Origin of the sequence: Microbulbifer sediminum (genome assembly GCF_021729035.1) — a bacterium.
Classification (GTDB): domain Bacteria; phylum Pseudomonadota; class Gammaproteobacteria; order Pseudomonadales; family Cellvibrionaceae; genus Microbulbifer; species Microbulbifer sediminum.
In genome coordinates this window covers 343,377-369,479 of record NZ_JAJSAP010000002.1, presented here as the reverse complement: position 1 = coordinate 369,479, position 26,103 = coordinate 343,377, and the positions used below count along the sequence as shown (strand labels likewise).

Annotated in this window: 27 protein-coding genes; 24 read left to right on the top strand and 3 right to left on the bottom strand. The window is 60.1% G+C overall.

Annotated elements, in window-relative coordinates:
- Positions 1-442 precede the first annotated feature (442 nt).
- Positions 443-1,483 (top strand): 23S rRNA pseudouridine(955/2504/2580) synthase RluC, encoded by a 1,041-nt coding sequence (rluC, locus tag LVD11_RS04350; protein ID WP_237056626.1) that lies wholly within the window; start codon positions 443-445, stop codon positions 1,481-1,483.
- A 43-nt stretch (positions 1,484-1,526) separates the two neighbouring features.
- Positions 1,527-2,171: an HAD-IA family hydrolase gene (locus LVD11_RS04345; protein ID WP_237056623.1), complete on the top strand. Its 645-nt coding sequence runs from the start codon at positions 1,527-1,529 to the stop codon at positions 2,169-2,171.
- Between the two features lie 9 nt (positions 2,172-2,180).
- Here the strand turns inward: LVD11_RS04345 and LVD11_RS04340 are convergent, their stop codons facing one another.
- Complete coding sequence (locus LVD11_RS04340; RefSeq protein WP_237056621.1) at positions 2,181-2,789, bottom strand: Maf family protein; 609 nt, start codon at positions 2,787-2,789, stop codon at positions 2,181-2,183.
- 108 nt (positions 2,790-2,897) lie between these two features.
- Between LVD11_RS04340 and LVD11_RS04335 the strand changes: the two genes are divergently transcribed.
- From LVD11_RS04335 to LVD11_RS04235, 21 genes are all read left to right on the top strand, one after another.
- On the top strand, positions 2,898-3,440 hold the full coding sequence (locus LVD11_RS04335; RefSeq protein ID WP_237056614.1) for a YceD family protein: 543 nt from the start codon (positions 2,898-2,900) through the stop codon (positions 3,438-3,440).
- 75 nt (positions 3,441-3,515) lie between these two features.
- Entirely contained in the window at positions 3,516-3,707 is a 192-nt protein-coding gene (gene rpmF, locus LVD11_RS04330; RefSeq protein WP_237056611.1) for a 50S ribosomal protein L32, read from the top strand.
- Between the two features lie 3 nt (positions 3,708-3,710).
- Entirely contained in the window at positions 3,711-4,745 is a 1,035-nt protein-coding gene (plsX, locus tag LVD11_RS04325; protein ID WP_237056609.1) for a phosphate acyltransferase PlsX, read from the top strand.
- A gap of 24 nt (positions 4,746-4,769) precedes the next feature.
- Positions 4,770-5,714 carry an ACP S-malonyltransferase gene (gene fabD / locus LVD11_RS04320; protein WP_237056607.1) on the top strand — a complete coding sequence of 315 codons (945 nt, stop codon included), beginning with the start codon at positions 4,770-4,772 and terminating at the stop codon, positions 5,712-5,714.
- 17 nt (positions 5,715-5,731) lie between these two features.
- Positions 5,732-6,487, top strand: coding sequence for a 3-oxoacyl-ACP reductase FabG (gene fabG / locus LVD11_RS04315; protein ID WP_237056605.1), 756 nt, complete (start codon positions 5,732-5,734; stop codon positions 6,485-6,487).
- A gap of 223 nt (positions 6,488-6,710) precedes the next feature.
- A complete protein-coding gene (gene acpP, locus LVD11_RS04310) occupies positions 6,711-6,947 on the top strand; it encodes an acyl carrier protein (protein ID WP_067080870.1) in 237 nt (78 codons plus the stop codon).
- A gap of 194 nt (positions 6,948-7,141) precedes the next feature.
- Positions 7,142-8,383 (top strand): beta-ketoacyl-ACP synthase II, encoded by a 1,242-nt coding sequence (gene fabF / locus LVD11_RS04305; protein WP_237056602.1) that lies wholly within the window; start codon positions 7,142-7,144, stop codon positions 8,381-8,383.
- 63 nt (positions 8,384-8,446) lie between these two features.
- Positions 8,447-9,205 carry an aminotransferase class IV gene (locus LVD11_RS04300; protein WP_237056600.1) on the top strand — a complete coding sequence of 253 codons (759 nt, stop codon included), beginning with the start codon at positions 8,447-8,449 and terminating at the stop codon, positions 9,203-9,205.
- Positions 9,199-10,296: an endolytic transglycosylase MltG gene (gene mltG, locus LVD11_RS04295; RefSeq protein ID WP_237056598.1), complete on the top strand. Its 1,098-nt coding sequence runs from the start codon at positions 9,199-9,201 to the stop codon at positions 10,294-10,296. The genes LVD11_RS04300 and mltG overlap by 7 nt, the downstream gene beginning before the upstream one ends.
- Positions 10,293-10,919 (top strand): dTMP kinase, encoded by a 627-nt coding sequence (gene tmk, locus LVD11_RS04290; protein ID WP_237056596.1) that lies wholly within the window; start codon positions 10,293-10,295, stop codon positions 10,917-10,919. The genes mltG and tmk overlap by 4 nt, the downstream gene beginning before the upstream one ends.
- A 33-nt stretch (positions 10,920-10,952) precedes the next feature.
- Positions 10,953-11,978: a DNA polymerase III subunit delta' gene (locus LVD11_RS04285; protein WP_237056594.1), complete on the top strand. Its 1,026-nt coding sequence runs from the start codon at positions 10,953-10,955 to the stop codon at positions 11,976-11,978.
- Positions 11,979-12,090: 112 nt separating this feature from the next.
- Entirely contained in the window at positions 12,091-12,441 is a 351-nt protein-coding gene (locus LVD11_RS04280) for a PilZ domain-containing protein (RefSeq protein ID WP_232942362.1), read from the top strand.
- 7 nt (positions 12,442-12,448) lie between these two features.
- Positions 12,449-13,225, top strand: a complete 777-nt coding sequence (locus LVD11_RS04275; RefSeq protein ID WP_237056592.1) for a TatD family hydrolase — start codon at positions 12,449-12,451, stop codon at positions 13,223-13,225.
- A gap of 25 nt (positions 13,226-13,250) precedes the next feature.
- Positions 13,251-13,880 carry a dUTP diphosphatase gene (locus LVD11_RS04270; RefSeq protein ID WP_237057093.1) on the top strand — a complete coding sequence of 210 codons (630 nt, stop codon included), beginning with the start codon at positions 13,251-13,253 and terminating at the stop codon, positions 13,878-13,880.
- A gap of 86 nt (positions 13,881-13,966) precedes the next feature.
- Positions 13,967-14,947, top strand: coding sequence for a malate dehydrogenase (locus tag LVD11_RS04265; RefSeq protein WP_237056590.1), 981 nt, complete (start codon positions 13,967-13,969; stop codon positions 14,945-14,947).
- A gap of 164 nt (positions 14,948-15,111) precedes the next feature.
- The gene (locus LVD11_RS04260; RefSeq protein ID WP_237056588.1) at positions 15,112-15,630 is read left to right on the top strand and encodes a DUF2244 domain-containing protein; all 519 of its coding nucleotides are present in this window, start codon (positions 15,112-15,114) and stop codon (positions 15,628-15,630) included.
- A 170-nt stretch (positions 15,631-15,800) separates the two neighbouring features.
- Positions 15,801-16,277, top strand: a complete 477-nt coding sequence (bcp, locus tag LVD11_RS04255) for a thioredoxin-dependent thiol peroxidase (protein WP_237056587.1) — start codon at positions 15,801-15,803, stop codon at positions 16,275-16,277.
- A gap of 422 nt (positions 16,278-16,699) precedes the next feature.
- Positions 16,700-17,146, top strand: coding sequence for a helix-turn-helix domain-containing protein (locus LVD11_RS04250; protein ID WP_232942372.1), 447 nt, complete (start codon positions 16,700-16,702; stop codon positions 17,144-17,146).
- Between the two features lie 106 nt (positions 17,147-17,252).
- Positions 17,253-17,585: a preprotein translocase subunit YajC gene (yajC, locus tag LVD11_RS04245; protein WP_237056571.1), complete on the top strand. Its 333-nt coding sequence runs from the start codon at positions 17,253-17,255 to the stop codon at positions 17,583-17,585.
- A gap of 100 nt (positions 17,586-17,685) precedes the next feature.
- Entirely contained in the window at positions 17,686-18,699 is a 1,014-nt protein-coding gene (locus tag LVD11_RS04240; RefSeq protein WP_237056569.1) for a D-cysteine desulfhydrase family protein, read from the top strand.
- Between the two features lie 109 nt (positions 18,700-18,808).
- Positions 18,809-20,467, top strand: coding sequence for an alanine/glycine:cation symporter family protein (locus LVD11_RS04235; RefSeq protein ID WP_237056567.1), 1,659 nt, complete (start codon positions 18,809-18,811; stop codon positions 20,465-20,467).
- Positions 20,468-20,559: 92 nt separating this feature from the next.
- Here LVD11_RS04235 and LVD11_RS04225 read toward each other — a convergent pair whose 3' ends face one another.
- Together LVD11_RS04225 and LVD11_RS04220 are read right to left on the bottom strand one after the other, a co-directional pair.
- Positions 20,560-22,689, bottom strand: a complete 2,130-nt coding sequence (locus tag LVD11_RS04225) for a M4 family metallopeptidase (protein WP_305080658.1) — start codon at positions 22,687-22,689, stop codon at positions 20,560-20,562.
- A gap of 448 nt (positions 22,690-23,137) precedes the next feature.
- The gene (locus LVD11_RS04220) at positions 23,138-24,472 is read right to left on the bottom strand and encodes a glutamine synthetase family protein (RefSeq protein WP_237056565.1); all 1,335 of its coding nucleotides are present in this window, start codon (positions 24,470-24,472) and stop codon (positions 23,138-23,140) included.
- Between the two features lie 222 nt (positions 24,473-24,694).
- Here LVD11_RS04220 and LVD11_RS04215 point away from each other — a divergent pair, with 222 nt between their 5' ends.
- Entirely contained in the window at positions 24,695-26,002 is a 1,308-nt protein-coding gene (locus tag LVD11_RS04215) for an NAD(P)/FAD-dependent oxidoreductase (protein WP_237056562.1), read from the top strand.
- Positions 26,003-26,103 lie beyond the last annotated feature (101 nt).

The following is a 26,103-nucleotide window of genomic DNA, read 5'->3' as shown; positions in this document are numbered from 1 at the left end:
CACGCGCAAACCCCGGCGGCGGGGAAATACTTTTGTCGTCCGGCTCTGTCGTTTCCGGCTTGTGGCCGGGCCCCTTCGTTTCTGTATTTGTGTCGACCGGGCTCGCTTGGTCTTCGTGTGCTGCCCGGTGGGCCAGTTCGATCGCTGGCCAGCTGAAACAGAGCGGGACGTAAAGTGTCCTGAGTCTTTCTTCAAGCGCTGCGGGTCTCAGCCCGTCTTACCTTCGCGATAAATACCCGCCGGTCAGGCGGGAGTCAGTAGCCGACGAGGCGCCCGGTACATTCTGGTCGGGGCCTGCCTCATCGACAGAGTTTTGTTGATGTCGCGGTTGTCCGCGCACCGGCCGATTGGCGGTATTTTCTCTTGAGCGATGCCTGAGCCAACAACTTCGGAAGCCGCGCATCGCCGAAAACCAGCCCAATTCAGCCTGCTCGAATATAGCATGGCCCGGAAGTTGCTTCAATTGCAGTCGCGCTGCCGCTATCATGCGCCCATGCGAAGTAATGACCCCTCCGGTAAGGCCAGCCCGGCCGCCGAATCCCCCAGTGCTGGCTCTCCCGGCGTACGGTTCCTGACAGTTCCGCCCGACCTGGCAGGCCAGCGTATCGACAACTTCCTTCAGGCGCGCCTCAAGGGGGTGCCCCGCTCGCGTATCTACCGCATCCTGCGCAAGGGTGAAGTGCGGGTGAACAAAGGGCGGGTAAAGGCCGAATACCGGCTTCAGGCCGGTGACCGGGTGCGGGTGCCGCCGATCCGCACCGCGGAGCAGGCTCCGCCGGCGGTTGCCGGTGAGTCACTGCGAACCCTGGTGGAGCAATCCATACTTTATGATGAGGGGGGATTGCTGGTGGTCAACAAGCCATCCGGGCTCGCGGTTCATGGTGGTAGCGGTGTTCGCCTCGGGCTCATCGAGGTTTTGCGGCAGATGTACCCGCAGAGTCCCTTTATCGAGCTGGTGCATCGCCTGGACCGGGATACCAGCGGTGCCATCATGGTGGCCCGCAAGCGTTCGGTGCTCCAGCACGTGCAGGCCGAGCTGCGCGCGGGCAGGGTGGGTAAGTCCTACCTGGCGCTGGCGTGTGGCAAGTGGCCCCGGGGGCGCAAGCTGGTGGAGGCCCCGCTGCGCAAGAATACCCTCAAGAGCGGGGAGCGCATGGTGTCGGTGGCGGCGGACGGCAAGCCGTCGCAGACCCGGTTCCAGGTTCTGGAGCGCTTTGATGGTGCGACCCTGCTGGCGGCAGAGCCGGTAACCGGCCGCACGCACCAGATACGTGTCCATGCGCAGTTTGTCGGTTGCCCGCTGGCCGGGGATGCGAAGTACACGCCGGATGATGACAATCGCCGGTTCAGGGGGCTGGGCCTCAAGCGGTTGTTCCTCCATTCCGCCAGTGTTAGTTGTTCCCTTCCCGGTGGCGAGAAGGTTCGGGTGGAGGCGCCTCTGTCCCCGGAGCTCGAGTCGGTGCTGGCAACGCTGCGGCGATAATGCTCCGGCAGTCGATGATTTTGTAGTTGAGCAGGTGACCGGGATGCTGGTGATTCTTGATTGGGATGGCACTGTCTGTAACTCCGCCGAGCGCATAGTTCAGTGCATGCAGAGGGCCTCCGAGCGGGCGGGGCTGCCGGTGCTGGAGCCGGCGGCGATTGGCAATATTATCGGGCTCGGTCTGCCGGAGGCGCTGGTGGCGCTGTTTCCGGAGGCCGGCAGCGACCAGCGCGAGCGGATGCGCGCATACTATTCCGAGGAGTGGCTGGCTGCCCGCGGGGAGCCGCTCCCCCTTTTTGATGGCGTCCTGCCTACCCTGGATCGGCTGCTGGGGGCGGGGCACCAGCTGGCTGTGGCCACCGGCAAGAGCCGGCGCGGGCTCGATCGCGAACTGGGTGAGCGCGGGCTGCATGACCTGTTCCGTTCCAGCCGTTGCGCCGACGAGACCGCCTCCAAGCCTCACCCGCGAATGCTGCAGGAGATCCTGCGGGAGACGGGCTGTCGCCCCGAGGATGCGGTGATGGTGGGGGACACTGTCTACGACCTGGAAATGGCGGCCGCCCTCGATATGCCCTCCATAGGGGTCAGTTACGGGGTGCACGAGCCCGATCGTCTCCAGGCGTGGAAGCCGAGGGTGATTATCGACCACTTTTCAGAGTTGCTGTGCTGGCCGCCGCTTGTCCCCTGAGGGATGCTACTACTTCCCGGTAGGGGCTTTTGCCGGGGTTAGCGGATCGATGTCAAACTGCCTCAGCATGTTGACCAGTCGAATTAATGGGAGGCCGATCAGGCTGTTATAGTCAGATCCTTCCATTTTTTCGAAAAGTGCTATCCCCAATCCTTCAACTTTAAACGAACCAGCGCAATCCAGTGGCTGCTCTCGCTCTACATAGCGGCGGATCTGCCCCGGAGTGAGCTCACGGAAAATAACGCTGAAGGGCTCGACTTGGGTCAGCTGGCGGCCGGACGCCGCTTGCAGGAGGCTCAGGCCGGTGTGGAAGCATACGCGGCGCCCGCTGCAGGCTGAGAGCTGTTCCTCGGCTTTTTCCGGCGTGCCTGGCTTGCCCAGAAGTCTTCCGTCGCATTCGGCCACCTGGTCGGAGCCGATGATCAGTCCGTGGGGGTAGCGCGCGGCGAGTGCGCGGGCCTTCTCGCTTGCCAGTCGGGCGGCCAGTTCCGGCCCGCTCTCCCCGGTTAATGCTTCTTCATTTATATGGGGTGATGCACACTCGAAAGGGAGCTCGAGCTGTTCGAGCAGTGCGCGCCGGTACGGGGAGCTTGAGGCTAGAATCAGGGGGTAGGTCATGGCTTTGGGTGATCCTCGCATCATGGCCGGGATTGGTTTGCAGCCCGGATATTGAGCGGGCTGAATTGTTTTGACAAGGGTGAGGCGAGTCCATAGAATTGCGCGCTTATGTCGATACCCCCCTCTAAATCAGAGCTGCCGCGGCGCATTGATGCGCGCAAGCTGGTACAGCGAGAACAACAGCTTTCGGGCAAGGTTCCGGTGGCCGGGCTTGAGCGACTGGCTGCAGCAGTAGACTCTGTAGAGGAGGATGTGCGGGCGGACCTGGAATTTGCCAGGGACCTGCAGGGCCACTTTACCGTAACCGGGCAGGTGCACGGGGCGGTCACGCTGCTTTGTCAGCGCTGCCTGCAGCCCATGCCGGTTCCGGTAGAGGGAGAGTTCCATTGGGGTGTCGTCTGGTCCGAGGAGCAGGGCAAGGCGCTGCCCAAGGAGCTGGATCCGGTCATTCAGGACAGTGATGAACTGGACCTGTACGAAGTACTGGAAGATGAGATTTTGCTCAACCTGCCTATGGTGGCTTACCACGATGAGGAATGCGTCGCCAGCGAGCATTTCCGCGCCGGTGATGAGTCAGCAGGGGAGGATGAGCAGCGGGAAAACCCCTTTAAAGTGCTGGAACAGTTGAAGGGTTCGTCGGGTAAGTCCTGAGTGACTCCCGCCGAGTTTGGGCTCGCCGGTAGGCGCCCCGGTTCCAGTGTAACTTGTTGATTTTAGGAGCAAGCCATGGCTGTTCAACAAAACAAAAAGACCCGTTCCCGTCGCGGCATGCGTCGTTCCCACGACGCGCTGGACACAGGTGCGGCTCTTTCCGTCGATCCGACTACCGGTGAGAAGCACCGTCGTCATCACGTGACCAAAGACGGCTTCTACCGCGGTCGCAAAGTGATCGATGTCGGCGGCTCTGAAGAAGAGTAAGTCTTGTCCAGCCAATTACGATTGGCCGTGGATGCGATGGGCGGGGACTTAGGTCCCCGCTCTGTCGTTCCGGCCTGTGTCCGGTTTCTCCAGCGATTTCCCGAAGCGGAGCTGAAGCTCTTCGGCCCCCGCGACCTCCTTACCCGGCTCCTCGAGGAGCAGCATAAACCTTCCCTGAGCCGACGCCTGCAGGTGGTGGGCTGCGATCAGGTCATTACCCAGCAGTGCAATCCGATCCAGGCCGTCCGCCGCAAGCGTGATTCGTCGATGGGGCGTGCATTGCAGGCTCTGGCAGACGGCGAGGTGCAGGCAGTGGTCAGCTCCGGTAACACCGGTGCGCTGCTGGCGCTGTCCCGCAGTATCCTGGGCACAATCGATGGCGTTCGCCGGCCGGCGCTGGGCAAGTCGCTGCCAACTGAGCGGGGCTCCTGTTTCCTGCTCGACCTGGGCGCCAATATTGATTGTAGTGCTGAGGACCTGTTGCAGTTTGCGCGCATGGGCATCGAGGCCCAGCGTGTGCACGCCAATAAGTGCGAATTACAGGTCGCACTTTTGAATATCGGTGCGGAGGCGCATAAGGGGACCGAGGAGATTCGTCGCGCCGCTGAGCTGTTTGAGGCTGATCCGGGGATCCATTACGCGGGGTTTGTTGAGGGGCACGATATATTCACCGGGTGTGTGGATGTGGTGGTCTGTGACGGGCTGCTGGGGAATGTGGCAATGAAGTCCGCCGAGGGCGTCATTAGACTTATGGGTCAAAAAGCCTTTACGATCGAAAAGAAGACGCCTTTCAAGCGTTTTTTTGGCCAGTTAGCCATAAAGCTGTTGCGAAAATGGCGTACACAGGTGGAACCCGCCCGCTATAATGGCGCCAGCTTTTTAGGGGTGAAGGGCAACGTGATCAAGAGCCACGGTGGTGCCAGTAGTGAGGCATTTTACCGGGCGATGATCACCGCCAAAGAGTGCGCTGATGCGGATCTCGCCGGCCGGGTAGGCCGCGCCATGTCAGAGATGCACGGGCCGGTCCCTCACCAATAATGCAAACAGGTGTAAGGATGTCCCATGACCAATGCAAGGCTCGCATTCGTCTTTCCCGGCCAGGGTTCCCAGCAGATCGGCATGCTCGCCGATGCGGCGGGTGAATTCCCGGAAGTCCGGTCCACTTTTTCGGAGGCCTCCGGGGTGCTCGGTTACGACCTCTGGGATCTTTGCCAGAACGGCGAGCAGGCTGATATCAACCTCACGGAGCGTACCCAGCCACTGTTGCTCACGGCCAGTGTCGCCCTTTACCGGGCCTGGCGTGCCCGCGGTGGTGCCCGCCCGGCCGTCATGGCCGGCCACAGCCTGGGCGAATGGTCCGCGCTGGTTTGTGCCGGTGTCCTGTCATTTACTGAAGCAGTCAGTCTGGTGCGCGAGCGCGGCCGCCTGATGCAGGAAGCCGTTCCTGCGGGCGAGGGCGCTATGGCCGCGGTGATCGGACTGGATGATGCGGCGGTGGAGGCGGCCTGCAGTGACGCCGCCCAGGGCGAAGTTGTTGCGGCAGTGAACTACAACTCACCGGGGCAGGTCGTAATTGCCGGTAGCAAGGCCGCGGTCGAGCGGGCGATTGACAGCTGCAAGGCGGCGGGAGCCAAGCGTGCCATGCCGTTGCCGGTCAGTGCCCCTTTCCACACCGAACTGATGCGTCCGGCGGCGGAAAAATTGGCGCCGAAGATCGAGCAGACAGAATTTCACGTGCCCGAAATCCCCGTGGTACACAATGTGCATGCGCGCAGGGAGATGGACCCTGCCGCCATCAAGGCGCTGATGGTTGAGCAAATATACAGCCCGGTCCGCTGGACCGCCTGTGTGCAGGCGATGGCGACAGATGGTGTGGAACAGCTGGTTGAATGCGGCCCCGGCAAGGTCCTGGCCGGATTGGCGAAGCGAATCGATCGCAGCCTCACTGCAATGAATATTGAAACCCCAGTGCAGCTTTCAGAGGCGGCGCTGGCAACCGCTGAATAAGCGATCCTGGAGCAGTAATGACAATAACAACGTCCCTGAACGACAAGGTTGCCCTGGTTACCGGAGCCAGTCGCGGCATCGGTGCCGCGATTGCCGATACCCTGGGTGACCTCGGTGCCACGGTGATTGGCACTGCAACCTCCGAGGCCGGTGCCGAAAAAATCAGTGCGCGCCTGGCCGAGAAAGGCTTGAAGGGAGCAGGTAAGGTGCTGGACGTAACCAGTGCAGACAGCCTGGCGGCCCTGCTGGCGGCGGTGAAAGAGGAGTTCGGTGCCCCGACTATTCTCGTCAACAATGCCGGCATCACCAAAGACAACCTGCTGATGCGAATGAAGGATGAAGAGTGGGCGTCGGTCATCGACACCAACCTGAGCGCCGTCTACCGTGTCACCAAGGGCTGCCTGCGTGACATGACCAAGGCGCGCTGGGGGCGTATCGTCAATATCAGCTCCGTGGTCGGCAGTATGGGTAACGCCGGACAGAGTAACTATGCTGCCACAAAAGCCGGAGTGGCGGGCTTTGGGCGGTCTCTGGCCGCTGAGGTCGGCTCTCGCGGGATTACGGTGAATACGGTGGCCCCCGGGTTTATCGATACCGATATGACTCGCGTTCTGCCGGAGGAGCAGCGCGAAGCGCTGATGGCCAAGATCCCGCTCGGTCGCCTGGGTGAGCCGGAAGAGATCGCTGCCGTTGTTGCATTTTTGGCCAGTGATGCCGGGGGCTATGTGACCGGTGAGACCATTCATGTGAATGGCGGCATGTACATGGCTTGAGCTGGCACTCAAAAAACAGCCGTAACTTATTGAAATATAAAGAGTTTGTAGAGTAGTTTATGGTTGGGGCTGGCGGTGCATTACAACCTGAGGAATTCAGGGTACAATGCCGCCTCGCATTAACCATAAGCTGTGTGAGCCGGTCGTTATACCCGCATCAAACGGCGGCCTGAAAAAATAACGACTAAAACAGATTTTCATCCACTAGGAGTTAAATTGAATCATGAGCAGCATTGAAGAGCGCGTCAAAAAGATTGTTGCTGAACAACTGGGCGTTAAGGAAGAAGATGTAAAGCCTGAAGCCTCATTTGTTGAAGATCTGGGCGCTGACTCCCTCGACACAGTTGAGCTGGTAATGGCCCTGGAAGAGGAATTCGAGACCGAGATTCCGGACGAGGAAGCCGAAAAGATCACTACCGTCCAGCTCGCCATCGATTACATCAAGGAAAACCTTGGTTAATCCGAGCTGGAAGGAATAAGCCCGGGGAGTGCATGACCTTCCCGGTCGCTGAATATCGCGAGAGCCGTTCTATGTCCCATAGTTCGGCTCTCCTTTTATTGCCACTAGGAAAATGTGACTGCCGGATTGATCTCCGTCGATAGGCCGCGCGTAGATAATCCGTCAGTGCAATAATGATTTTCGGGGGAGCAACAGTGTCGCGCAGAAGAGTAGTCGTAACCGGCATGGGCATGGTGAGCCCGCTGGGCAATACCGTGGATGAGACCTGGGCCGGGGTCCTCGCTGGCACTAGCGGTGCCGGGCCGATCGAGTCTTTCGATGTTTCCGCGTTTTCCACGCGTTTCGCGGCGACCGTAAAGAACTTTGACCCGACCCCGTATATGGCGGCGAAGGAAGCGCGCAAGATGGACGTCTTCCTCCAGTACGGCATGGTGGCGGGTATCCAGGCCATGCAGGACAGCGGCCTTGAAGTGAACGAAGAGGATGCGCCACGAATGGGGGCCTGCATCGGCTCCGGTATGGGCGGGATTGGTGCGATCGAGGATAACGCCTTCCTGATTGCGGAAAAGGGCCCGCGCCGCGTCTCCCCGTTCTTTGTGCCGGGAGCCATTATCAATATGGTGGCCGGTAACCTTTCGATTAAATACGGCCTCAAGGGGCCCAACCTCTCGACCACCACCGCCTGTACTACTGGTACCCATGCGATCGGTCTGGGCCTGCGCACGATCCAGTATGGCGACGCAGACGTGATGGTCTGTGGTGGCGCGGAGATGGTAACCACCCCGGTGGGGCTCGGTGGTTTCTGTGCGGCGCGTGCACTTTCCACCCGTAATGACGATCCCAAGTCTGCCAGCCGCCCGTGGGACAGCGACCGCGATGGTTTTGTCCTGGGCGAGGGCGCCGGTGTGCTGGTACTCGAAGAGTACGAGCGTGCCAAGTCCCGTGGTGCCAGGATTTACGCGGAGCTCACCGGTTTCGGCATGAGTGGCGATGCCCACCATATGACCTCACCGCCCGAGGATGGTGCGGGAGCCGCGCTGTCCATGCGCAATGCGCTGCATGATGCCGCGCTTTCAGCGGATCAGCTTCAGTACATCAATGCGCACGGTACCTCCACGCCGCTCGGCGATAAAGCCGAGGTGGCGGCGGTGCGTGCGGTATTCGGTGATGTAGCGGAACAGCTCGCGGTAAGCTCCACCAAGTCCATGACCGGTCATCTGCTGGGCGCTGCCGGCGCCATCGAGGCGATTTTCTCCGTCCTGGCCCTGCGTGATCAGGTGGCTCCGCCGACCATCAACCTCGACAATGTCGACGAGGCCTGCAGAGGCATCAACCTGGTACCCTGGGAAGCCCAGAAGATGGACATTGATGCCGCGCTGTCGAACTCCTTTGGTTTCGGTGGCACTAACGGCTCGCTTGTCTTCAGGCGTGCCTGATTCCCTCGCCCCCGCCGCCGACAGGTGGCGGGGCAGTATTTCCCTCGGCCTGGTGCCGCCCCCGTGATCCTGCCCGCGTATTTCCGCAATGGTGCTCCTGCCGGCGATCTCCCGCCTGATGCTGCGCTTGGGGATGGCCTGCTGGAGACCATGCGGCTGGAACAGGGGCGTATTCCGCTTTGGCACCTGCACCGGCAGCGCTTGGTGCGCAGTGGTGCCGTGCCAGATAGCCAGCTCAATGACATAGAGGCGTTTCTCCCGGAGCTCGCCGCGGTTCCCGATGCAGCCCGGGTTCGCTTGCGACTGGCAGGGGGGAAGGGCTACTGGGATCTGGCCCTGCATCCCCTGGACCCGCGTGAGGGCCAGGCCCGGGGAGTACGCCTTTACCTCTGCGAAACCCGCCTGGAAGCGGGTGAAACTGCCAACCGTGGCTGCAAATTACTGCAGCGCGCGCGGTATAATCGTGCTGCAGCCGAGTTGCCCGGATCCGGACTTGCAGTAGATGGCCTGCTGCGGGACAGTGCCGGCCGGGTCATCGAGAGTATCCGTTGCAACCTGTTGCTATATACGGATGAGGGATGGCTGACTCCCGACTTGAGTCGTTGCGGGGTGCGAGGCGTGATGCGAGACTGGCTGGCAGAGCGGATAGCCCTGCATGAGGTTGATATTGAAGAGGGCACTCTCTGGCGAGCCGGTGAGCTGGCACTGTGCAACAGCGTGCGTGGCGTCTTGCCGGTGGTCGCGCTCGATGGACGCCAGCTCGGGCCGCCAGGGCCTGAGACCCGCAAGTTACAGCAGTTAGTGACGGAAGAATTGTGGTAAAGAAAAACAAGCGAACAAAGCAGGACAAGGCGGCCACCCCTACCCGGAAACGTGGGGCAAAAGTTCTGCGTTACCTGCTTCTCGGGGGCGTTCTCGCTCTCGTGGCTGGGGCCGCCGCCCTGTGGGCATACCAGAAGAGCCTGGTGGAGCCGCTGGCCGTCAATGAGGAAGGCCTGCGCTTCGAGGTGCCCAGTGGTGGCAGCCTCTCGAAGGTGCTGGACCAGTTACACAGTGAAGGGGCAGTATCCCTACCGAAAGTTGTGCTGTTGTATGCCTACTGGCAGGACAAGACCGGTATCCATGCCGGAGAGTACCTGGTGCCGCATGGCAGCAATGCCATGGACCTGGTAGAGCGGCTGCACACCGGGGATGTCACCCGCTACCGCGTCACCCTGGTGGAGGGCTGGACTTTTGCCCAGGCCCTGGCGCAGGTACGGGCCGGTCGTAATATCGTCCAGACTGAAGCCGCGGCTGATCCCGGCAGTGCTGCCACGGCGCTCGGGTTCGAGGAGCAGAGCCCGGAAGGATGGATTTTCCCCGACACCTACATCTATCGCTCTGGCACCACCGATATCGATCTGTTACGGCAAGCCTACCAGCGCATGCAGAAAGTGCTGGATGAGGAGTGGCAGGCTCGCGGAGAGGACCTGCCTTACAGCGAGCCCTATGAGGCCCTGATCATGGCCTCATTGGTGGAGAAAGAAACCGGCCAACCCTCGGAACGCGACGAGATTGCCGGTGTATTTGTCCGGCGCCTTAACAAGGGTATGCGCCTGCAGACTGACCCCACAGTGATCTATGGCCTCGGTGACGAATACGACGGTAACCTGCGACGCGTACACTTGCGCCAGGCGACCCCGTACAACACTTACGTGATTAAAGGACTCCCGCCCACGCCGATTGCGCTGCCGGGCCGTGAGGCCATCCGTGCGGCCCTGAACCCGAAGGAGGGCGACAGCCTCTATTTTGTCGCCAAGGGCAATGGCTACCATCACTTCTCCTCGACCCTGGCAGAACATAACCGTGCGGTCCGCGAGTACCAGCTCAAGCGCCGCGCGGACTATCGCTCGAGTCCGGACCAGGGAGAATGACGGTGCGCGGAAAGTTCATCACCCTGGAGGGCGGAGAAGGTGTCGGTAAGTCCACCAACCTGCGCTTTGTAACCGGGTGGCTGCAGGAGCAGGGGATTCCTTTCGTGCAGACCAGGGAGCCCGGCGGCACGCCACTGGCGGAACAGCTCCGGGAGTTGCTGCTAAGCCGCCGCGAGGAACCTGTCGACCCTACGGCAGAGCTGCTGATGGTCTTTGCCGCCCGTGCACAGCACCTGGCGGAGGTCATATTACCCGCGCTTGCGCGGGGAGAGTGGGTAATCTGTGATCGGTTTACCGATGCCACTTATGCCTACCAGGGCGGGGGCCGGCAGCTGGACTGGGACCTGATTGCCCTGCTGGAGCAGACGGTGCAGGGTGACTTGCGCCCTGATCGTATTCTGCTGCTGGACCTGGATCCGGAGCTTGGCCTGGAGCGTGCAGCCAGGACCGGGGCCGCAGACCGCTTTGAGAGTGAGCAGTTGGAATTTTTTCGCCGCGTCCGGGAGGCGTATCGGTCGCGCGCCGAGGCGGATCCCGATCGCTACGCCGTGATTGATGCCGGCCAGTCCCTGGAACGGGTGCAGGCGGACCTGCAGCGGCAGCTGGAGAGCCTCATCCCCTGAGGGGGTGGGAGTATTTGCAGGAGCATAGTGCGCGTGCCTGATATCAACGAAGCCAATACCCGTATTCCCTCACCCCTGCCGTGGCAGGCCGAGGCCTGGCAGAGGCTGGGCGCACAGTGGCGTGCCGGGCGCTGCCCCCATGCGCTGCTGCTGAGCGGGGCGGGTGGCCTTGGCAAGCGCCGCTTTGCGGAGGCGTTTGCCGCCCTGGTGCTCTGCGAGCAGCCTCGCGAGGGCCTCGCCTGTGGTGATTGCCGCGGCTGTCGACTGTGGCAGGCCGGCTCACACCCCGATTTCCTGCGGGTGGAGCCGGAAAAACCGGGGGGGCCACTAAAGGTGGAGCAGATTCGGCAACTGGGTGGCTTCGTCGGCCGCACCAGCGGCAGGGAAGGGGCCCGGGTCGTGTGGCTGGCCCCGGCCGAGGCGATGAACGTCAATGCCGCCAATGCCCTGTTGAAGAACCTGGAGGAGCCCGCGCCGGCAGTGTTGTTCCTGCTGATTTCGGATGCCCCATCGGGCTTGCTGCCCACCATTCGCAGTCGTTGCCAGACGGTGCCTTTCCCGGCCCCGTCCAGAGACGTTGCACTGCGCTGGCTGGGCGAGGGGGGGCTTGACGGACAGGGCGCGCGGCGCGCGCTGGACCTGGCGGGCGGTGCCCCCCTGCTGGCCCTGGAACTGGCTGAACCCGAGGCCAGTGAGGCGCGGGAGCAGTTTCTCGGCGACCTGACCGAACTCACCCAGGGGGCCTCCAGCCCGGTCGCCCTGGCGGGGCGGTGGGAGAATCCCCCCGAGGGGGTGTCACTGCCCCAGCTATTGAAATTCTGGCAGCACTGGGTGGCTCTCATGATGCGCGCGCGGAGTTGTGACCTCACTGCCGATGAGCAGGTCGTGGCCCTGTTGCAGCGCCTGCCGGGCTCTGGGACCGGGAGCCTGCAGCCGCTGTTTGCTTTCAGCGACCAGTTGCAGCAGGCCCGGCAGGGGTTGATAGGGGGGAGCAACCCGAACAAGCGCCTATTACTGGAGGAGTTGATGATTCGCTGGACGAGGCTCTTTTCCGGTTAACCCGGGATTGTCACGGCGAACTCGCTGCCTGACCAGGTGGCCGCTTCTGGACAGGTCTGGCGCGCTCGGCTAACGTAGCGCCAAATACAACGACAACAACCGAGGACGGACTATGACCGCCATGGGAGGGGGTGCCCGGGGTATCCTGACGCTGAAGATCCAGGATAAGTCGGTGCTCTATGCTGCTTACATGCCCTTCGTGAAAAACGGTGGCCTGTTCCTGAAAACGGACAAGCCCTACAACCTGGGCGACGAGGTCTTTCTGCTGTTGAACCTGATGGACGAGCCCGATAAGGTCCCGGTGGCCTGCAAAGTGGTCTGGATCACACCGGCTGGTGCCCAGGGCAACCGGTCACCGGGTGTGGGGCTTCAGTTCACGGACAAGGACAATCAGGCGCAGAGCAAGATCGAAACTTACCTGGCCGGTTCACTGGAATCCAGTCGGCCTACCCACACGTTGTAACAGATAGATGATTGTAGATTCCCATTGCCATCTCGATCGACTGAACCTGGACAAGTTCGACGGTGACCTGGATGCCGTACTGGACCTGGCACGTGAGCGCGGGGTGCACAAGTTCCTGTGTGTGGGGGTCAGTCTCGATAACGTCGACCGCGTGGTGGAAATCGCCGGCCAGTACCCCGATGTCGTGTGTTCCGTGGGAATCCACCCGCTGGACGTGGATTCGGGCCTGGCCACCGAGGATCGCCTGATAGAGCTCTCGGCGAAACCCAAAGTGGTGGCCCTGGGTGAAACCGGCCTGGATTACTACTACAGCACGGATACGAAAGAGACCCAGCGCGAGAGTTTCGCCGCGCACCTCCGTGCAGCCGGCCGCGCCGGCCTGCCGGTAATCGTGCATACCCGCGATGCCCGTGAGGATACCCTGGAGCTGATTCGCGCCCACGGAGATCCGGAGCACGCCGGCGTGTTGCACTGCTTTACCGAGAGTTGGGAAATGGCGCGGGCTGCCCTGGACCTGAATTACTACATCTCTCTGTCCGGTATCGTTACCTTCAAGAATGCCGGGGAGCTGCGGGATGTGGCACGCAAGCTGCCGTTGGACCGGTTACTGGTAGAGACTGATTCCCCGTACCTGGCACCGGTGCCATACCGCGGTAAGCCGAATATCCCCGCCTATGTCCGTGAGGTGGCGGAGTTCATTGCCGAACTGCGTGGGCTGGCTCTGGAAGAGCTTGCCGAAATCACCACGGAAAACTTTAACCGACTGTTCCCCCGGGCCGCCTGAGCCCATTCGCTGGAAAATCCCGATGATGCAACAACAGCTGCAGGCCATGCTGGCCCTGCAAGACGAGATCAATACACTGGTCAACGAGAACTGGCGTGAGCAGGGCTTTGCGTGGTACCGCGCAATCTGGGTGGAGAGTGCTGAGCTGCTGGACCATTTTGGCTGGAAGTGGTGGAAAAAACAGCAACCCGATATGGACCAGGTCAAGCTGGAGCTGGTGGATATCTGGCATTTTGGCCTGAGTCTCGAGCTGCAGCAGGGCGCCCCGGATCAAGTAGCCGCCGAGATGGCAGCGGAGCTTGGCGCGGCGGACACCCAGCCCGGCGATTTTCGCGAGCACCTGGAGGCTTTTACGTTGAATACCCTGGCCAGCAGGCAGTTTGACCTGGTGGGGTTTGCGCAGCTGCTGGTGGATACCGGCATGAGCTTCGATGAGCTTTACCGGCGCTACGTGGGTAAAAATGTCCTCAATCGTTTCCGGCAGGACAATGGCTACCAGGACGGGAGTTACGTGAAGAACTGGGCGGGGCGAGAGGACAACGAGCACCTTGCGGAGCTCAGTGCGGGCCTGGATGCCTCGAGCGGCGACTATAGCGACCAGCTTTACCGGGCGCTGGCCAGCCGGTACGAGGAATCGACTACGACATTGGCATGAACCGGGGCTAAAGCCCGCGGACCGCAGGTGAAATTTATCCGCAAGTCTCTATAATGCGGGCCGCTTACAGACGAGGGAGAACTATCGTGAAAGCACCTGTACGTGTTGCTGTGACCGGCGCCGCCGGCCAGATCAGCTATTCGCTGCTGTTCCGCATCGCCTCCGGCGAGATGCTGGGCAAAGACCAACCGGTGATCCTGCAACTGCTGGAAATCACCCCGGCCCTGGAAGCGCTCAAGGGCGTGGCCATGGAGCTGGAAGACTGCGCGTTCCCGCTGCTGGCGGGTATTGTCCAGTCCGACGATGCCAATGTTGCATTTAAAGACGCTCAGTACGCCCTGCTGGTCGGGGCCCGTCCGCGCGGACCTGGCATGGAGCGCAAGGACCTGCTGGAAGCCAATGCGGCAATCTTCTCTGCACAGGGCAGGGCGCTGAATGATGTGGCGGCCCGCGACGTGAAAGTGCTGGTTGTGGGTAACCCGGCCAACACCAATGCCCTGATTGCCCAGCGCAACGCGCCGGACCTGGATCCGCGTAACTTCACCGCCATGACCCGCCTGGACCACAACCGTGCCCTGTCGCAACTGGCGAACAAGACCGACTCCAGTGTCAATGACATTACCCATATGACCATCTGGGGTAACCACTCTTCCACCCAGTACCCGGACCTGCACCAGGTCAAGGTGGGCGGTGCCAATGCCATGGATAAAGTGGAGCAGGACTGGTACGAGAGTGACTTTATCCCCACCGTGCAACAGCGCGGTGCGGCGATCATCAAGGCCCGTGGTGCCTCCTCAGCCGCTTCCGCAGCCAATGCGGCAATCGACCATATGCGCGACTGGGCGCTGGGCACTGCCGAGGGTGACTGGACCAGCATGGGCGTCTACAGCGACGGCTCCTACGGTATCCAGGAAGGCCTGATCTACTCTTTCCCCTGCACCTGCAAGAACGGTGACTGGGAAATTGTTCAGGGCGTCGACATCAATGATTTCTCCCGCGAGAAGATGACTGCCACCGAGCAGGAGCTGGCGGAAGAGCGCGACGCCGTGGCGCACCTGCTGCCGTAATCGATCCACCGTCAGCTGACGGTTCCGGATTGAGAGAAGCCCGCACCGCCGGTTGCGGGCTTTTTTTATGTCCCGGCGTAAGTGACCTGGCCCCAGGGAGGGGTTTTTGGCTCCCGGGCCGGCCTGACTACACTTAAGGCAAGTAGTCCCTGGAAGCCGAGATCATGGTTACTGAAGTCGGCCGCGCTTCCCGCGCCAGTGCCTGTATCCTCCTGCAGCCCAACCAGTCACTCTCCCTGTCCGGAAACCTGTGGGTTTTCGTGTCCCTGATCGCTGTCTCCCTGGGTATCAGCCTCGCGTTCGCGCTTGCGGGGGCGTGGATGATACTGCCCTTTGCCGGCCTCGAAATGTTGTTACTTGGCATCGTCTTGTTTTACGTCTATGCGGAGGGGGCCAGGCGCGAAGTGATCCGTATTAATGGCGAGCGCGTAGTGCTTGACTGTTCCCGTGGGCATCGGGAGCAGACTGTTTACCATCGGGAGTTTGAGCGCGATAGCCTGATTGTGCTGGTGCGCATCGAGGGCGATACGGAACCTGCGTCAATCAGCTTTACGGGACCCGAGGGCTGCCTGGAGGTTGGTGACTTCCTGACCGATGCGGAGCGCGCTGCACTGGTGGAAAAGCTCAGCCAGTGCGGAATATTTGCCCGGCGCGAGCGTGGATACGGCTTTGTTGAGCTGTGAGTGGCTTGCGCCAGTGCACGGCCCCGATAGGCATCAGGCATGCTGGCGGAGAGACGGGTATAGTGGGCAAGAGTGAGAGAGGGTTCTGGCGGCATAAAGTGAGCTGCTAACCAGGCTCCGTTATAATCCTGCCCCTCTCAAACCATCATGCTTACATTTAGGGGGTATCTGTGGCATTTCCCAAGATCGGTAACCTCGCTCCAGCCTTTACGTTGAAAAACCAGGATGGCGAGAAAGTTGCACTCAAGGATTTTCGCGACAAGAAGAATGTCGTGCTGTATTTCTATCCCAAGGCGCTGACACCAGGTTGCACTACCCAGGCCTGTGGCATTCGCGACAGTGCCCGGGAGTTTGCCAAGCGGGATACGGTGGTACTGGGTGTAAGTCCCGACCCCGAGGCCAGGTTGCAGAAGTTTATCGACAAGCACGAGCTGAATTTCGACCTGCTGGCGGATGAGGAACACAAGGTTGCTGACAAGTACGGTTGCTGGGGCCTGAAGAAGTTTATGGGCAAGGAGTACATGGGGCTCCTGCGTACCACTTTCATTATCGACAAGAGTGGCCGGCTGCGGCATATCATCGACAAGGTCAAAACCAAGACCCATCACGATGATGTCCTGAACTGGATAGATGAGAACCTGGATTGAGCCCTCGGCTCCCGGCCGGTGCCGCACGAATGCGTGCAGCACCGCGCCCTCGTTGTATGCTTTGTCCTGCTGCCGCCACGCGAGTGACGCCTCAGTTAACGTCAATTCTGGTCCGGTAAGGTGTCATTTATACAATTTTTAAAAAAAATTGCCTGTCGCGCCTTGCATTCTCTGTGATTGGTCTATACTGGCTTGTGTAAAGATGCGCCGGCACAGGGTCTCCTCCCTGGAAGGAAGTTGCCGGAGATAAGGTTAATTTTTGTACAGTTCTGCGATGGATTCGAGGTCTGTTTCAGGTGCATCCCCAACGGGTGGTAGTTGGCTCTTGAGGTGAGTGGTAGGGGCTAGAAAAGTTCAGGGATTCGCAGGAAGCGGACGTAGAAAAATAACCGCGGCTCACGGAACTTATTAAGGAGCAGCTCATGAACCATATTCAGCCAGATCAGTCTTCTCTCTCCGAGGACAAGCCCCTGCAGCAGGCCCGACTTTCGGGTGATCCCAATATCCTGGACCAGTTGCTTGCACCGCCGGAGGCCACCAGCTTTGGGATTGCCGCACGTGTGATCGACGTGCTGGAGCAGCGGATTGGCAAGGCCTCCCTGGCCATCCGCCCGGTAGCCTCCGACCTGAGCATGTCCACGCGGACACTGCAGCGCCGGTTGCAGGAGCACAATCTCAGCTTCGCCGCCTTGCGCGACCACGTCCGTTTCCGCCACGCCGTGCATTTCCTCAAGGACACCGCCCTGAGCGTTGACGGTATCTCCCGGATCCTGGACTTCTCCGACCGGACCAGCTTTACCAGTGCATTCAAACGCTGGACGGGCATGTCGCCCACAGGCTATCGCCGCCAGGTCCGACAGCGTTTCTGATGCCTCTACGGCCCCGCGCCCAAGCCGCGGGGTCGCAGATTGCCTCGGCAGGATAAACCCGTTAGAGTTGGCCACAAATTATTGGCTGACTTTTCGAGGTTGATTAATGAGCTTTTTCATTCCTGCCGCAGTCGCTCAGGAGGCCGCTCCCGCGCCCCAGGGTAACCCGATGGTAACCCTGCTGATGTTCGCTGGCCTGTTCGCGTTTATGTGGTTCTTTATTATCCGGCCGCAGCGCAAGCGCCAGAAAGAGCACCAGGAGCTGGTCAACGCCCTGAAAAAAGGCGACGAAGTGGTGATGACCAGTGGCATGCTCGGTCGTGTCGAGAAGGTCGACGAGGACTATATCGTTCTGGAAGTGGCTGAGAATATGCAGCTGAAGTTCCAGAAGGTGGCAGTACATGCCATCCTGCCCAAAGGTACTATCAAGAAGATCTAGTGCGCACAGGTGCACTGTCTTCAAGGTTCCGTACAAACCCGGCAATATGCCGGGTTTTTTTGTTCGTTTGGTGCCTGATTTGCAAACGATGGGAGTGTCCATGGATCAGCTGACTTTTCCTGCCCGGGTGGAACTTGCCCGCCTGCCAACGCCCCTGCAGCCACTCGACCGTATCACCGAGAAGTACTCCACACCCTCCGATGGTCCGCGTATCTGGGTCAAGCGCGATGACCTGACGGAGGCCGCCATGTCCGGCAACAAATTGCGCAAACTCGAGTTTATCGCCGGAGCCGCACTGGAGCAGGGATATGACACCCTGATTACCTGTGGGGGGCTGCAGTCCAATCACTGCCGCACCACAGCCCTGGTGGGTGCCCGCCTGGGACTCAATGTACACCTCATCCTGCGCGGCGAGCACAGCGGTGATATGGACGGCAACCTGCTGGTGGACCGGCTCGCGGGTGCAAAGGTTTCGTTCTATCCGCCGCGCCAGTATTTCCGTGAGCAGCAGGACATCTTCGCGCACTGGGAGAAGGTCTACGCGGACCATGGTCACCGGGCGTTGCTGATTCCGACAGGAGCCAGCGACGGCCTCGGTATCTGGGGCTACCTCGCTGGCTCCAGGGAGCTTATCGACGACTGTCGCCGGGAGGGCTTCGAGCCGGGCCATGTCGTCTGTGCCACCGGCAGTGGCGGCACCCAGGCCGGCCTGACCCTCGGTTTTCACCTCGCAGGCATGCAGACACAGGTTACCGGCTATGCGGTATGCGATGACGAAGCGTTCTTCGTTCGCAAGGTGCGTGAAGATGTTGTTCAATGGGCCAGCCGGAATAATCAGCAGTTTGATGAGAATTCACTCAATATTGCGGTGAGCGCGGATTATATCGGGCCCGGGTACGGGGTGGCTGAGGTACCGGTGTACCAGACAATTGCCGAGGCGGCTGCCCTTGAGGGACTGTTGCTGGATCCAGTTTACACCGGCAAGGCCTTCCACGGCCTGCTGCAGGACCTCGGCCACGGAAAGTACCGTGATTGCGACAACCTGGTATTTGTGCATACCGGAGGGCACTACGGCCTGTTCCCGCATCGGGAGCACTTCGCATTCCTGGGGTGATACGGCTTTACTGTTCTAGCATCCCGGAAACTGCTAATCTGCGCAGCTATCTGCAGCCAAAGCTGTAAAAATAATCGGAAATAAATAATACAGAGTAGTGGGGGTCAACTTGGAATCCTTCAATCAACTGCTGTTGTCGCTGGACGGCTTTCTCGGCTCAGCGTGGTGGTTCCCGTACGTCCTGCTTGGCGTCGGCGTGTTTTTTACCATTTTCCTGGGCTTTCCCCAGGTGCGGTATTTCGGCCATGCGATCAAGATTGTCCGGGGCAAGTATGACAAGCCGGGTGACCCCGGTGACACCTCCCACTTCCAGGCGCTCTCCACCGCGCTTTCCGGTACTGTGGGTACCGGTAACATCGGCGGTGTGGGGCTGGCCATCTTCCTCGGCGGGCCGGCGGCCCTGTTCTGGATGTGGGTCACGGCGTTCCTCGGTATGACAACCAAGTTTGTCGAGGTGACCCTGTCACACAAATACCGTATCAAGGCTGCTGACGGCTACTACGCAGGTGGCCCCATGTTCTATATGGAGCGCCGCCTCAATATGAAGTGGCTGGCGGTCCTGTTCGCGATCGCCACGGTGATCTGTTCTTTTGGTACCGGCAGCCTGCCGCAGGTAAACAATATCGCCCAGGCAATGTATGACACCTTCGGGCTCAACAAGGCCCTGACAGGAGGTGTGCTGGCAATTTTGCTGGGTATGGTGATTATCGGTGGCATCACCCGAATTGCGAAGGTGACTTCCACTATCGTCCCGGTAATGGCCCTGTTGTATGTGATTGGCGCCCTTGCCGTGATCCTTTACAACTACGACAACATCATCCCGTCATTTGTGGCGGTGTTCCGGGATGCCTTCAATGGCTCGGCTGCTGCCGGCGGCTTCCTCGGCGCCAGCTTCGCTTACGCCTTCAACCGCGGCGTTAACCGTGGGCTCTTCTCAAACGAGGCGGGGCAGGGCTCGGCGCCGATTGCGCACGCCGCGGCGCGGGCTGACGAACCCGTGTCTGAGGGCATGGTTTCCCTGCTCGAACCGTTTATCGATACGCTGATCATCTGCACCCTCACCGGACTGGTGATCCTCTCCTCCGGCGTGTGGACGGAAAAACACTTCAATCGCTTCGAGCGTGCGGACATGGTGGCACTGGCAGGCCAGTACACTGATGAAAACAGTGAGGATGTACAAAAGCTGTTCAAGTTCCTCAGCAATGGCGAGAGCGAGGTGGAACCGTTTAATGGGTCCGTTGTGGTCGCCGATGGCCGCGCCCTGAACGAGGGTGAGTTTACCCTGATCAATGCGCGCTCGGTTGCCGAGGATGTCGAGTTCCGCGTTGGCGATGATACCTTCAGCGGGGTGCTCACAGTGACCGATGGTCGCTTCGTCAACGAGAATGTGGAAGTCTGGGGTAACTCTCTGGTGCATTCCGTGGCGCTGACCAATATCGCCTTCCAGCGCGGTTTCTTCGGGGATTACGGTAGCCTGATTGTTACGCTTGGCATCCTGCTGTTCGCCTTTTCCACGGCTATTGCCTGGTCCTACTATGGCGACCGCTCGATGATTTACCTCTTTGGTCCGCGGGCGGTGATGCCTTACCGCCTGGTTTACGTCATCGCCTTTTTCTGGGCGGCGATCGAGGACACTACGGTGATCTGGAACCTGTCAGCGGTAGCGATCGTGATCATGACACTGCCCAACCTGTTTGGTATCAGCATTCTTGCGAAAGAAATGAAAGATACCGTAAAGGATTACTGGAAGGATCCCAGTCACAAGTAATCACTGAAGACGGTGCAGAAAAGGGGCAGCCATAGGCTGCCCCTTTCTCGTTCAGGCCTGTGCCTTGTGCGACCCGGCGGTGGTTCCCCGCATCATGGCGTGGCTGCGGCCTCGAGGGTTACGCCGCTATAGGACTGGTAGCCGCGGATGCTGATATGCCATGTACCTGGCTGAGGGGTGTTGAACGAGCACGTTTCACTGTTGCCGTTTCGGTACGGGCGGCAGTCGTAGCTGCTGGTAGTGGGCTCGCTGCCGTAGCGAACATAAAGGTCGGCGTCACCACTCCCCCCGGACATCTGCACCTCAAGCGCGGAGCGCCCCTCCCCGACGTCCAGCGTGAAATGCTGCCAGGATCCGCGGGTGCCGGAAAGGTCAGACCGGGTCCAGCTATCCCCGGTATCGTCACTGTAGCTACCCACTAGTTCCACACCGCTGAAGCTCGTATAGCCCCTGAGCATGACATGGTAGGTTCCGGCCTGTGCAGTACTGAACGAGCAACTTTCATTGTTGCCGTTCCGGTAGGGGCGGCAGTCATAACTGGAGGTGGTCGGCGCAGAACCGTACTTGACGTACATGTCCGCATCGCCCGAGCCGCCGGAAATCTCGAAGCTGGTGCTGTTCGCCTCAGCCGGCACTTCGAGCGTATAGAAGATTTCCTCGCCCTGGCTACCCGAGATGCCGCTGACAGGGACTCCATTGTCCAGTTCTGAACCTGGTGGTGGTGTGGCGGTACAGGCGGTGGTGGAAACGCCGACGGCATCAAACGCCCCAACCACGTCTGCTTCGTCATAGCTGTAATCGCGTGTTGCCTCAACCACACCACAGGCGCCCTCGTTAAAATCTGTGGTGCTGTTCCAGTAAACCTGGTTGGCAAGGACAAAGACATCGAAGGCGCTGCGGGTATCCCACCCGTTGGTGTTGGCCAGCAGATAGAAGGCACGATTGAAGACGCCAGAGCTGTGATGGACGTCCATGCCCGAGTAGTAGTCAGCCGCGTTCCCAATGGAGTTACCATCCTGGGTGGGATCTTCAAAATAGCGCAGCGCACCGCTGGATTTGAAAATTTCCTGGCCAACCAGCCAGTCGTTGCTGCCACGCATGTAGTATTCCGCTGCCTCGCCTGCCATATCCGAAAAGGCCTCGTTAATACCGCCGGATTGTGCAGAGTAGCGGAGGTTTGAATTCTGTTCGGTAAAGCCGTGGCTCACCTCATGCGCGGTGACATCGAGGCTGACCAGGGGATAAAAGCGGGAGGCCCCGTCCCCGAAGGTCATCTGGCTGCCATCCCAGAAGGCGTTTTCGTAGCTGTTACCATAGTGGACCCGCAGACGCAGCTTTTGCGTCAGCGGAGCGGTGTCATACCAGTCGCTGAACATGTTGAACACAACGTTGCCGAAATAGTGTGCGTCATTCAGCGGGGAAAACGCCCCATTGGTATAGCGGTAGTCGTTATAGGGCGTGCCACTGGCCGGGCAACTGTCAATCGCGAAAATACTGCCGCCGCTGGTGCGATTGTCCATGTCGACAGTTTCCACGTTTGGTGAATCATACCGGCAGTCACTGGATACGAGCAGGGGAGCGAAATCGCTGCCATAGTCATAGCGACCGGTTTTCTCGTTGCCACCAGGACCATTGGCATCGCGATTGGTAAGCCCATCCCAGTGGGACAGTACCTCTCCGGTAAGCGCGTCGATAAAGAAGAAGGGGCGGCCGGGATTCTCGCCATACTCGACCCAGCTGACCAGGTAAGCCAGGCGGGCACGGTCCTGGTCATCGACGTACACGTAGAGTTGCTGCTGCTGGTTGGCGGCCGAGAGCCTGAGGGCGTTTGCCGATTGCGGTGTTGCCCGGCCGGACTCCATACGCAGTGCGATGCTGCGGGACATCGCTCTCGCAAGGGCATTTTCTGGCTTGATAATGGGGCTAACGGAGGGGACCTCAAGGTCGAGTCCTGTAATCACTTCGCCGCTGACTCGCGCGGCGATGCCCTGACCGGAAGTGGTCACGGAGGCGCCCCAGATCGGTATGCCCCGATGCGTTTGGCGGTAACGGGTCACGGTCTTGCCGTTTGGCAGGGTCCGTGTTTTTACCGCTTCCAGCGTGACGTCCTGTGCTGACTGAATGCCTTTCGCCAACAGGTCCGGCGTTGCCGGAATGCGGTCGGCCGCATGGGCACCCAGGGTCATCGAAATCGCGCAGCTAAAACCTATTAAGTGCTTCATTGCTTATTATTCCTTTTCTATCCGGAAGGGCGGGGCCGCGTTTGGTGGGATCGCCTCCGCACGCAACGCACGGGCGGGAACCGGCAATGCCGGGAGCCTGCGATACCGCCGCCATTGGGTTGGGCCGGGATTGGGGGAAAGAGGGCACCACAGCAGCGAGCCCTGGCTCCATCTCCCCGTTCTCACTTCCCCGACCGGTTCACCTGTTGGTGACAGGCGTGATCCAGATTAGCGGGCATAACAGGGGGGGCAATTGGCTCGGGAGGGCTATTTCGCGGTTTGGAAAGTGGGTCAAGTTTTTTTGCGCTGAAACGATCTTATCGTAAAAAGCAGCTTAATTTTCACGAATAGTCAGTAAAAAAGTTAACTTTATAATCAAAAAAAGGCCCCTTTATTGGGGCCTTTCCGGCAGAGGCGCCTCCTCGGGAGGTGCCTGATATCGTGTCAATCAGACGTTCAGCAGCAGGTATTCACGCTCCCAGGAGCTGATTACCCGATTGAACTCCTCGTATTCGTCGCGCTTGATGGCGCTCCAGGCGCGCACGAATTTTTCGCCAAACATCTGCTGTGCCTCACTGCACTCTGCCAGCAGGCTGAGGGCGTGCTCCTGTGTGCGGGGCAGGGAGATCGGCTCCGAAGAGCAGTCACCGGCATAGGGCTCGCTGGGCTCGATGCGGTTGATGATGCCCAGGTAGCCACAGGCGAGGGAGGTGGCGATGGCCAGGTACGGGTTGCAGTCCGCACCGGGAAACCGGTTCTCCAGGCGTTTTCCCTGGGGCGAGCTGTCGGGTACACGCAAGCCGGTTGTACGGTTGTCGTATCCCCAGTGGAGGCTGGTGGGTGCCGCTATCTCCGGCGTAAAGCGGCGATAGGAGTTTACGTTGGGAGCGAAGAAGCTGATGAACCCGGGAGTGTATTTCTGCATACCACCGATAAAATGCATGAAGGTCTCGTTTTCCTTGCCGTTTTCGTCGACAAAGATATTCCGGCCGGTCTCCGAGTTCACGACGCTCTGGTGAATATGCAGTGCGCTGCCGGGCTCGTGCTCCATGGGCTTCGCCATAAAGGTGGCATAAATGCCGTGGCGTAGCGCGGTCTCTCGTACCGTACGCTTGAAGGTAAAGACCTGGTCGGCGAGCTTGAGCGGGTCGCCATGCAGGAAGTTGATTTCCATCTGGGCGGTCCCGGACTCGTGGATCAGTGTATCCACATCCAGCCCCTGGGCCTCTGAGAAGTCATACATATCCTCGATAATCGGCTCGTACTCGTTGGCCGCATCGATACTGTAGGACTGCCGGGTTTTCTCGGTGCGGCCGGAACGGCCCACGGGGGCGGACAGCTTCTCGTCCGGGTCCAGGTTGCGTTTCACCAGGTAGAACTCCACCTCCGGAGCCACTATCGGTTTCCAGCCTTTCTCTGCATATTTCGCCAGCACAAACTTGAGGATATTGCGTGTGCTGATGGGGTGGGGGGCGCCGTCACGGGTATAACAGTCGTGAATGATCTGTGCCGTGGGCTCATTGGCCCAGGGGTTCAGCCGGATGGAGTCCGGGTCCGGCACCAGCAGCATGTCGGTGTCCGCCGGGTCAACCAGCTCGTTGTGCTCGTCGACGTAGTCTCCGGTCACTGTCTGTACCAGGATACTTTCCGGCAGCCGGCTGTCCTGGGTCAGGAATTTGTCCGTGGGGGTAAATTTGCCCCGCGCATTTCCGGACATGTCGGGCACCAGACACTCCACTTCAGAGATATTGTGTTCTGCGAGCCACTGCTTAATCTTGTCCATTTTGCACCTTGATCGAAATGATCTGCCCCTTTGGAGGGTTGCATTAGTATACGCCGCCTGCGTCTCCGGTAGGATGGCACAGACGAGCGAGTAAGTGGTCGGCGACATGGGCCGATCCACAGGCTTTGATTATGACAAGAAACCGAATTATTATTCAATATAAAGTGAATTATTATTCGGGTTTTGCGGGTGCGCCCGCAAACCACTGGCGGAGATGATGCGATGAGTACCAGGGGGACAGTGAACAAGTTGATAGGGCACACCGATTCCTATTATGCGGCCAGTGCCAATGCGGCACCGGTGTATCCGGCTCTGGAGGAGAGCGTGGAGGCCGATGTCTGCGTGATCGGTGCCGGGTACACGGGGCTCTCCTCGGCGCTACACCTCGCAGAGCGCGGCTACAAGGTGGTTGTGCTCGAGGCCGAACGGGTCGGGTGGGGCGCCTCGGGTCGCAACGGCGGGCATGTCGGGGTGGGGCAGCGCCGTGGCCAGGAGGATCTGGAAAAGATGTTGGGTATGGACACTGCCCGCCAGCTCTGGGACATGGGTGTAGAGGCGGTCCACCTGGTGGAGCAGTTGATCCACAAGCATGCTATTTCCTGTGACCTGAAGCGGGGCATCCTGCACCTGGCCGCCAAGCGCAGCCATAATGAGCACCTGAAGATGGAGGCCGACCTGCTGCGGGAACGTTACGGCTATGAGCAGATCCGTTATGCCGATGAGGAGGAAGCCCGGACCATGGTTGGCTCCGAGCGCTATTTCGGCGCCCAGGTGGATGATGGATCACTGCACCTGCACCCGCTGAATTTTGCCCTGGGCCTGGCCGGTGCGGCTGCCGCTGCCGGTGTCACGTTTTACGAGAACAGTCGGGTGACCCGCTACCAGGGCGGCTCTCCCTGCATTGTCGAGACGGAAAGGGGACAGGTGCGGGCAAAGAACGTGGTGCTTGCCTGCAATGGTTACCTGGGCAACCTGGAGCCGCGGATGGCCGGCAAGATCATGCCCATCAACAATTTTGTCCTGGCCACCGAGCCGCTCCCGGAAACGCTGGCACAGGAGCTGATCGCGAACGATTACGCGCTCCAGGATACCCTCTTTGTTATCGATTACTGGAAGCTCTCCGGGGACAACCGCCTGATTTTCGGTGGCGGGGAAAATTATACCTCCCGCTTCCCCCAGGATATCCGGAGCTTCGTGCGCAAGTATATGCTGGCGGTCTACCCGCAACTGGCGGATACCCGGATCGATTTCGGCTGGGGGGGCACGCTGGCCATCACCATGAACCGGATGCCGCACCTGGGTCGGCTGGAGCCCAACGTCTATTACAGCCAGGGCTACTCTGGCCACGGTGTTCCCACCGCGACTTTCGCGGGCAAGCTGATTGCCGAAGTGATCGCCGGAACGGAAGAGCGCTTTGATGTGCTGGCGCAAATTCCAACGCCTACCTTCCCGGGTGGCACTTTGCTGCGCTGGCCGGGCCTGGTCACGGGGATGCTCTACTACAGCCTCAAGGACAAGCTGGGGGCCTGACGCACTGTATGTACAGGTCCGGGCCGGCGATGGCTCCCGGGGCGTTGAAAAAGTAATTTGAATAATAATTCGGTTTATGGGATAACAATACCTCGAGCTAT

Coding starts and splice junctions, on each gene's coding strand:
- rluC (WP_237056626.1), top strand. CDS start 443: ATGGCCCGGAAGTTGCTTCAATTGCAGTCGCGCTGCCGCTATCATGCG.
- LVD11_RS04345 (WP_237056623.1), top strand. CDS start 1,527: ATGCTGGTGATTCTTGATTGGGATGGCACTGTCTGTAACTCCGCCGAG.
- LVD11_RS04340 (WP_237056621.1), bottom strand. CDS start 2,789: ATGACCTACCCCCTGATTCTAGCCTCAAGCTCCCCGTACCGGCGCGCA.
- LVD11_RS04335 (WP_237056614.1), top strand. CDS start 2,898: ATGTCGATACCCCCCTCTAAATCAGAGCTGCCGCGGCGCATTGATGCG.
- rpmF (WP_237056611.1), top strand. CDS start 3,516: ATGGCTGTTCAACAAAACAAAAAGACCCGTTCCCGTCGCGGCATGCGT.
- fabD (WP_237056607.1), top strand. CDS start 4,770: ATGACCAATGCAAGGCTCGCATTCGTCTTTCCCGGCCAGGGTTCCCAG.
- fabG (WP_237056605.1), top strand. CDS start 5,732: ATGACAATAACAACGTCCCTGAACGACAAGGTTGCCCTGGTTACCGGA.
- acpP (WP_067080870.1), top strand. CDS start 6,711: ATGAGCAGCATTGAAGAGCGCGTCAAAAAGATTGTTGCTGAACAACTG.
- tmk (WP_237056596.1), top strand. CDS start 10,293: ATGACGGTGCGCGGAAAGTTCATCACCCTGGAGGGCGGAGAAGGTGTC.
- LVD11_RS04280 (WP_232942362.1), top strand. CDS start 12,091: ATGACCGCCATGGGAGGGGGTGCCCGGGGTATCCTGACGCTGAAGATC.
- LVD11_RS04275 (WP_237056592.1), top strand. CDS start 12,449: ATGATTGTAGATTCCCATTGCCATCTCGATCGACTGAACCTGGACAAG.
- LVD11_RS04270 (WP_237057093.1), top strand. CDS start 13,251: ATGCAACAACAGCTGCAGGCCATGCTGGCCCTGCAAGACGAGATCAAT.
- LVD11_RS04260 (WP_237056588.1), top strand. CDS start 15,112: ATGGTTACTGAAGTCGGCCGCGCTTCCCGCGCCAGTGCCTGTATCCTC.
- LVD11_RS04250 (WP_232942372.1), top strand. CDS start 16,700: ATGAACCATATTCAGCCAGATCAGTCTTCTCTCTCCGAGGACAAGCCC.
- yajC (WP_237056571.1), top strand. CDS start 17,253: ATGAGCTTTTTCATTCCTGCCGCAGTCGCTCAGGAGGCCGCTCCCGCG.
- LVD11_RS04240 (WP_237056569.1), top strand. CDS start 17,686: ATGGATCAGCTGACTTTTCCTGCCCGGGTGGAACTTGCCCGCCTGCCA.
- LVD11_RS04225 (WP_305080658.1), bottom strand. CDS start 22,689: ATGAAGCACTTAATAGGTTTTAGCTGCGCGATTTCGATGACCCTGGGT.
- LVD11_RS04220 (WP_237056565.1), bottom strand. CDS start 24,472: ATGGACAAGATTAAGCAGTGGCTCGCAGAACACAATATCTCTGAAGTG.
- LVD11_RS04215 (WP_237056562.1), top strand. CDS start 24,695: ATGAGTACCAGGGGGACAGTGAACAAGTTGATAGGGCACACCGATTCC.